General features: G+C 39.0%; 8 protein-coding genes. 6 read left to right on the plus strand and 2 right to left on the minus strand.

The genetic code is table 11. The features are described 5' to 3' along the window. Positions 1-107 precede the first annotated feature (107 nt). Positions 108-590 carry a hypothetical protein gene (locus FHK89_RS07790; protein ID WP_230658792.1) on the plus strand — a complete coding sequence of 161 codons (483 nt, stop codon included), beginning with the start codon at positions 108-110 and terminating at the stop codon, positions 588-590. A 51-nt stretch (positions 591-641) separates the two neighbouring features. Here the strand turns inward: FHK89_RS07790 and FHK89_RS07795 are convergent, their stop codons facing one another. Both FHK89_RS07795 and ybaK read right to left on the minus strand, forming a co-directional pair. Then, positions 642-1031, minus strand: coding sequence for a 5-carboxymethyl-2-hydroxymuconate Delta-isomerase (locus tag FHK89_RS07795; RefSeq protein ID WP_230658794.1), 390 nt, complete (start codon positions 1029-1031; stop codon positions 642-644). Positions 1032-1071: 40 nt separating this feature from the next. After that, positions 1072-1536, minus strand: coding sequence for a Cys-tRNA(Pro) deacylase (ybaK, locus tag FHK89_RS07800; RefSeq protein ID WP_230658796.1), 465 nt, complete (start codon positions 1534-1536; stop codon positions 1072-1074). A gap of 220 nt (positions 1537-1756) precedes the next feature. Between ybaK and FHK89_RS07805 the strand changes: the two genes are divergently transcribed. The 5 genes from FHK89_RS07805 (at position 1757) to FHK89_RS07825 (ending at position 6394) form a co-directional block, all read left to right on the plus strand. Continuing rightward, complete coding sequence (locus tag FHK89_RS07805) at positions 1757-4867, plus strand: DUF2339 domain-containing protein (RefSeq protein ID WP_230658798.1); 3111 nt, start codon at positions 1757-1759, stop codon at positions 4865-4867. A 139-nt stretch (positions 4868-5006) separates the two neighbouring features. Further along, a complete protein-coding gene (locus FHK89_RS07810; protein ID WP_230658802.1) occupies positions 5007-5369 on the plus strand; it encodes a DUF6364 family protein in 363 nt (120 codons plus the stop codon). Then, complete coding sequence (locus FHK89_RS07815; protein ID WP_230658804.1) at positions 5362-5493, plus strand: PIN domain-containing protein; 132 nt, start codon at positions 5362-5364, stop codon at positions 5491-5493. Before FHK89_RS07810 ends, FHK89_RS07815 begins: the two co-directional genes overlap by 8 nt. Positions 5494-5550: 57 nt before the next feature. After that, entirely contained in the window at positions 5551-5880 is a 330-nt protein-coding gene (locus tag FHK89_RS07820) for an IS630 transposase-related protein (protein WP_230655620.1), read from the plus strand. Continuing rightward, the gene (locus tag FHK89_RS07825) at positions 5828-6394 is read left to right on the plus strand and encodes an IS630 family transposase (RefSeq protein ID WP_230655621.1); all 567 of its coding nucleotides are present in this window, start codon (positions 5828-5830) and stop codon (positions 6392-6394) included. Before FHK89_RS07820 ends, FHK89_RS07825 begins: the two co-directional genes overlap by 53 nt. The last annotated feature ends 5 nt before the right edge of the window (positions 6395-6399 follow it).

The raw sequence follows: 6399 nt of genomic DNA on the forward strand, positions 1-6399 counted from the left end.
GATATCAGTCGTAAATTAAGGTTGGGATATCGCTACAATATCCTTGAACAACGTATCCCTGAACAACGAAACGCTACAAAGTAAAAGTAAAAGCGGTGGAATAAAAAATGAAAATAAACAAATTATTATGGGTAGGTTTATTGTTAGCCACGCAAAGTATCAGTCAAATTTGTCAAGCTGACATAGCCAAGCCAACTAAAAATACTTCTAATATAAGCATGGCAAATGCAACGCCCATCTCATTTGCCACTGGAAACATCACCCATGTCATCACTGATAAACTTGCACGCAATCAAGATGAACATTGGTATCAGTTTAATGCTCAGCAAGGACAATATGCTATTATTAATATTAGCCACTCTCAAGCGCAAGGAATAACCGAAACTGCCAATGTGGGGGTGCTATATTTCCCCAATGGTGAACAAGATGGCACAAAAGGTGGCATTATCTATCAAGGTTGCTTGCCAGAATCAGGAAAATACCATCTACGTATCGCCCGTAATTTAATGGCAACGCATGGCGGTGTGGCAGGATATCGAGTTGAGATGGTCATTTTGCCACGTTATGCCAGTCGTACGCTGTGCCCGTAAATTGACTTAACTGACTTAACGAAGAATCTGTTTTAGGCTTTGGCTTTTACGCTATAACGACAGCGACTGCTTTTGATACACCGAGCTAATCTCGACCACTTCAACACAAAGCTGAACATCAACCTGATGAGCAATATTAGAGGATTGCTGACTAAAATACTGCTGTAATCCTGCCATCACCAAATTTGCCATATATTGCTTTGTTTCTTCATTCCGTCCAGCCATTACTTTTAGCTCAGTATAAACAAAACCTTGCGTTTGCTCATTATCACCAACATCAATACCCACTAAAAAATCATTCACTGTCATAATTCTAGATTTTATCTCAGCTGATTGCACAAATTCACCACTATCCCATAATGCTTGATTCAGTGTTTGCAACAAAGACTGAGGCTGCTCTATAACCACATTCGCTGTGGCTTGAATGGTTAAATGTGGCATTTTATTATCCGATAGGTATCAATTTAAAGATATTCTAATCTTAGGTAATTTCAGCAAAACTGGCTGACAAACTCTCTGCAAGCTGACTTGGTGGCAGCTCAATCTCCAACCCACGCTTACCAGCACTGACAAATATCGTTGTTTGTGGCTGAGCCGAACTATCAATCACTGTTTTAAGTCGTTTTTTTTGCCCCAGTGGACTGACCCCACCGAGTACATAGCCCGTACTACGTTCGACCTTTTTTGGCTCTGCCATTTGTACCTTTTTGCAGCCCAACGCCTTTGCCATTTTTTTCAGGTTTAGCATTGTTGTGACAGGCAACACTGCCACTGCCAGCTCACCTATCTCGTTTTCTACCACTAATGTTTTAAATACCTGCGTGCCTGCCACACCCAGCTTCTCGGAAGCTTCAAGTCCGTATGATTCAGCACTGGCTTCATGTTGGTATTCATGTATCTGATAGTCTAATTTTAATTTTTTAGCAAGTTTCACGGCGGGAGTCATGGTGTGATTATCTCCTAAATAAAAGCCTAAACAACAATTCTAAACAACATTAAGGACAAATGGCTAATAATCTATAATAAGTTGATTTTTATCATCAATTTAATCTATAACAAAAGCCATATTTTAAAAATCATTTTAAAGGTATGATAGCTTATAAAATAAATAACCACACATTATAAGCATAATAATTTAAATTCTAAATATTGCCGATGGACTGTCCATGACCACTTTTTTATTTATCACCCTCATTATTATTATTGTTTGGCTCATACACATCAGTACCAAGCTCATTGAGCAAAACAAAAAACATCAACAAGAAATGAAGGTATTACAAGGTGAGTTAAATGCTTATAAACAGCAGTTTCAGCAGTTTCAATCTTTTTGTATGGATAAATTTGAAGGTAACTTTCATACTACCACCAAATCTGTCTCAGCAAATAATGAGTTAAAAAATCAAAACTTAGAAACCATTGAACAAGAGAGTCTAACAACCGAAAGTCCTGCAACGGAACAATTACCAGTCATACCGTCAGCCTTAGCACAGGAAGACACGTTATATTCAGACCCGCTTTTAAATCCCTTAGTTTTTGAGCCGTTAACTGAAGAACATCTCTCCACACCAACACCAAAACAATCAACAACACCGCTGCCCTTATCAATAAAACCTCAATCTCAGCAAATAACTGAACCAGATGAGCAATCCATACCTGTGGTTACCTCTCTTATTAACTCTGTAAAAAACTGGTTTTTTGGTGGTAATTTGGTGGTGCGAGTCGGAGTAATCGTACTTTTGGTGGGCGTGGTGTTATTGCTGCGACTATTAAACAGCTACTTTACCATTCCCATTGAGCTAAAGCTGGGGGCATTGTTTATCGCGGGACTTGCGGTGGCAGGCTTGGGATTAAAGCTGGTTAAAAAACGCTTTGCTTATGGGGTCACGCTGCAAGGTACAGGGCTGGCAATTGCGTATTTGACTGGCTTTTTTGCTTATCGGGTGTATCACGTTATTAGTAGTTTACCCAGCTTTGTGATTTTGGGTAGTTTATCTGCGCTGACGGTGGCGTTGGCAGTACGTCAAAATGCCTTTCCATTAGCATTATTGGCATTGTCAGGGGCATTTTTTGCGCCAATTTTAGCCAGCAGTGATAGTGGCAGTTTGGTGGCATTGTTTGGCTATTATTTGCTTATCAATGTGGCAGTGGCATGGATTGCTCATTACCGTACTTGGAAGGTGTTAAATTTATTAGCAATGACAGTGACATTTGGCTTTGCCTATTATTTTGGTGATAGTCAATTATCTAGTAGTTATTTGCAGGATAACCGCTGGCAGTTAGTCACACTGGTTATCGCTCATTGGTTGTTATATTTATTTATCGTTATTCGTTATGCTCAGCAAATCATTGCGTATAATTTAAGCCAGCAAACACATGAGCAACCAAGCAGGCGATTAACCACCAGTACCTCAGACCTATACGTCTTCCCTATTGATATTGGTTTACTATTTTCAGTGCCATTATTAACCTTTGGTATCTTATCCAAGTTATTAACTGATATCGCTCATGGATTGAGCATCAGTAGTATGCTGATGGCAGTGGCTTATTTGCTATTAGGCTGGATTTTATCACGGCGTCGTGGGTGTTATGCCTTAATGACAGAAGGTATGCTGGCGTTAGGCTGTGGCTTTTTGGCATTAACCGTACCATTGGCTTTAGAGAATATAGACAACGCTTGGGTTACTGTGGTTTGGTCACTGCAAGGCTTAGCAATGGTATGGTTTAGCAGACGCTCATTACGAGCATGGTCAGTATTGTTTGGCTTGATATTACAGATAGCTGGTATTTGGCAGTTATTTGCCCGTGTTGATAGTGTCTCGCCTCCCCTGTTGTCGCTTAGTATGTCAGCAATCTGCTTACTGATTGCTATGTTTATTTTACGTACCGCCAATACCCCTACCCTCATCACTGCCACTTTACGTAATAAGCAAGCTTTACAACATTATGCAAAATCACTGGCAATCTCTGATGATATGGCGAGGCAGTGGCTAAGCAGTATCAATCAAAAATCCATCGCTTTTCAGATGGTCTGGAACACGCCTGCATTGGTTTATATCGCCACATTTCTTAGTATTGCATGGGGATTTTGGGTATTAATACTAGACTTAGATAGATGGCTTGCTCTTTGGAACATCTCAAGTGGGTTACTATTTATTTTAGCCAGTCTGCTCAGTGTCACCATAGCATGGATAATCAATCACTATCGCTCTTGGGCAGAGATTCGCTTTTTTGCCCATGCGTTGTTATGGGTGTTTTATCTTGCTTTAATCATTCAATTGCCTGTTAAATATGAATTTAACTATCATTGGTCAAATGTAGATTGGTTGCTATTTACAGTGGCATTACTGGGATGGGTGGTAATTGGACAAGCATGGCTAAAAACCTTTGCCCATCATCAAAACCTATCACGTTTTGATAGTGCCAGTTGGCTGATGGCAGGCATTGTAGTGATGTACTCTATGGTCAATTATTGGTTACCCAGTGAGCATGCAGTGGTATCGATGCTTGAGCCTTTGATAGTGGTCGTGGCAGGCTTGTGGTTTACTCAGCCCTACCGAAGCCAAAACCCAAACCAAGAACACAATCAAAGACGATACTTAGCATGGTTTGATTGGCAACGAGCTTTGCTTGATACTGGTTATATATTTGTGCCCATCGTCTTATGTTGGATGCTAATCATCAATTGGTATTATGATGGGATAGTGTGGGATTTGCCTTATATCCCTGTGCTAAACTTATTCGATATCACTTTATTACTGGGACTGGGGTATGGTTTTTCGGTTTATTACCTAAATGATATGTCCACTAAAAATCCAGTAAATAATCATTTGCATACTAACAAGGCTACTCATAATGCTGTTAATACCAATACAACGGGTGCATTTACTCTAAAGCTCTTAGGACTACTGAGTTTTTGGGTAATCTCTAGTATGTTGGTGCGTACATTACACACTTATGCCGATACACCTTTATGGTATGCAGGGGCCTGGGACAGTGAATTGGTACAAACAGGATTGACCATTTTATGGACGCTAATCGCTTTGGTTGCCACCTTTGTTGCCAGTCGCTATTTACGCCGTTTTTGGTGGTTTATGGGTATTGGTTTGTTGGGCGTGGTGGTGGTCAAATTGGTATTGGTCGATTTGTCACAGACAGGGGCTATTTGGCGCGTGGTGTCCTTTATTGGGGCAGGAAGCTTGATATTATTAATTGGTTATGTCGCCCCACTGCCCCCTGCTCATAAAGAAGCTGTGAGCAGCGAAAACGAAGATATATAAAGGCTATCAGATATATAAGTCTTATAAATCTTAGGCTTATAAATATTAGAGGCTTAACTAAAGACCAGCAGTTAGCGAGAAAATGCGATTGCCTGTATAATTTAAGCATGTCGGATAGTCGGATAAATAAGGAATAATGATGCAACGCAAATTAACCCTACAAATGGACGATGAATTAATTAAACACGCCAAAGAAATTGCTAAGCAAAATGGTAAATCGGTGTCGCAAATGGTGGCAGATTATTTTAAACAGTTAGCCATGGCTGAAGATGCGTCTGATAGTCATAGACTATTACCACAGTTGTCTCAAAACGACTTATTACCCATTTGTCATAAATTGGATAACTTATTTGAACCAAAAGAGCTAAGTTTGGCAGAAGAGAAGGCTTTATATCATCAAGCACTATTAGATAAACATACTAAACATTTAGCAAATGATGAACAATCCTTCCAAAGTACAGACAACAAGCAGGATTTAGGTTTTGGTGCTATTCATGGATAAACCCAAAATACTGCTTGATACTAATATCGTGATTGACTTTTTACAAAAACGTGAGCCATTTTATCCACTAGCCAAACAGTTGTTTAATGCCATTGAGGCAAAAGAAATTGATGGGTATTTATAGTCAATTCATACTAAAAATGTTATAAAGTCATTCAAAGAACCAAAAATTAGGAAACCAATGACATACTCTTTAGAATTTCGCAAACAAGTATTAAAAAGCTTAGAAAAGGGAATGACCTTTAAAGAAGCTGTTCAAGAATATGATATCAGTCCAACCACCATCCAGAAATGGAAAAAACGGTTATATAGCAAGAAAACACGCAATATCGAACCGACTAAAATTGCTAATGACGCTTTACTTAAAGATGTAGAGAACCATCCAGACAGCTATCATTATGAACGTGCAAGACGTTTAGGATGTAGCACTTCAGGTATCTGTGTCGCACTAAAACGCCTTGGTATCACTCAAAAAAAAGACCTTAAGCCATCCAAAAGCTTGTCTGATTAAAAGAGCAGAGTATCAAGCTAAGCTAGCTTTTTATCAAAAGCAAGGATTTCCCATAGTATATATGGATGAGAGCGGTTTTGAGCAGGAAGTCATACGTCCTTTTGGCTATAGCGCTATCGGCAAACCTTGTATTGATAGTTATAATTGGCAAGCTCGTAGCAGAACAAATGTTATAGGTGCACTCTATAATAAAACCTTGTTTGCTATTGATTACTTTAAACAAAACATTAACTCAAAAGTATTTCGTAGTTGGTGTAAGAACACCTTAATTCCGAGGCTTAATACTAAATGCGTCATTGTCATGGATAATGCCAGCTTCCATAAGAAAGTAACACGTCTTTTTAATAGACATGGTCATCGTGTGTTGTTCCTACCTCCTTATAGTCCTGATTTAAATCCTATTGAAAAGAAGTGGGGAAACGTGAAATCTTTACGTAAAGGTTGGTTAGAAAACGATTTATCTAAATTATTTTATGATATTTGTCCTTACTATAACTCTTTTGTTTTGAATTGACTATA

Origin of the sequence: Psychrobacter sp. I-STPA10 (assembly GCF_021012795.1) — a bacterium.
Classification (GTDB): Bacteria; Pseudomonadota; Gammaproteobacteria; order Pseudomonadales; family Moraxellaceae; genus Psychrobacter.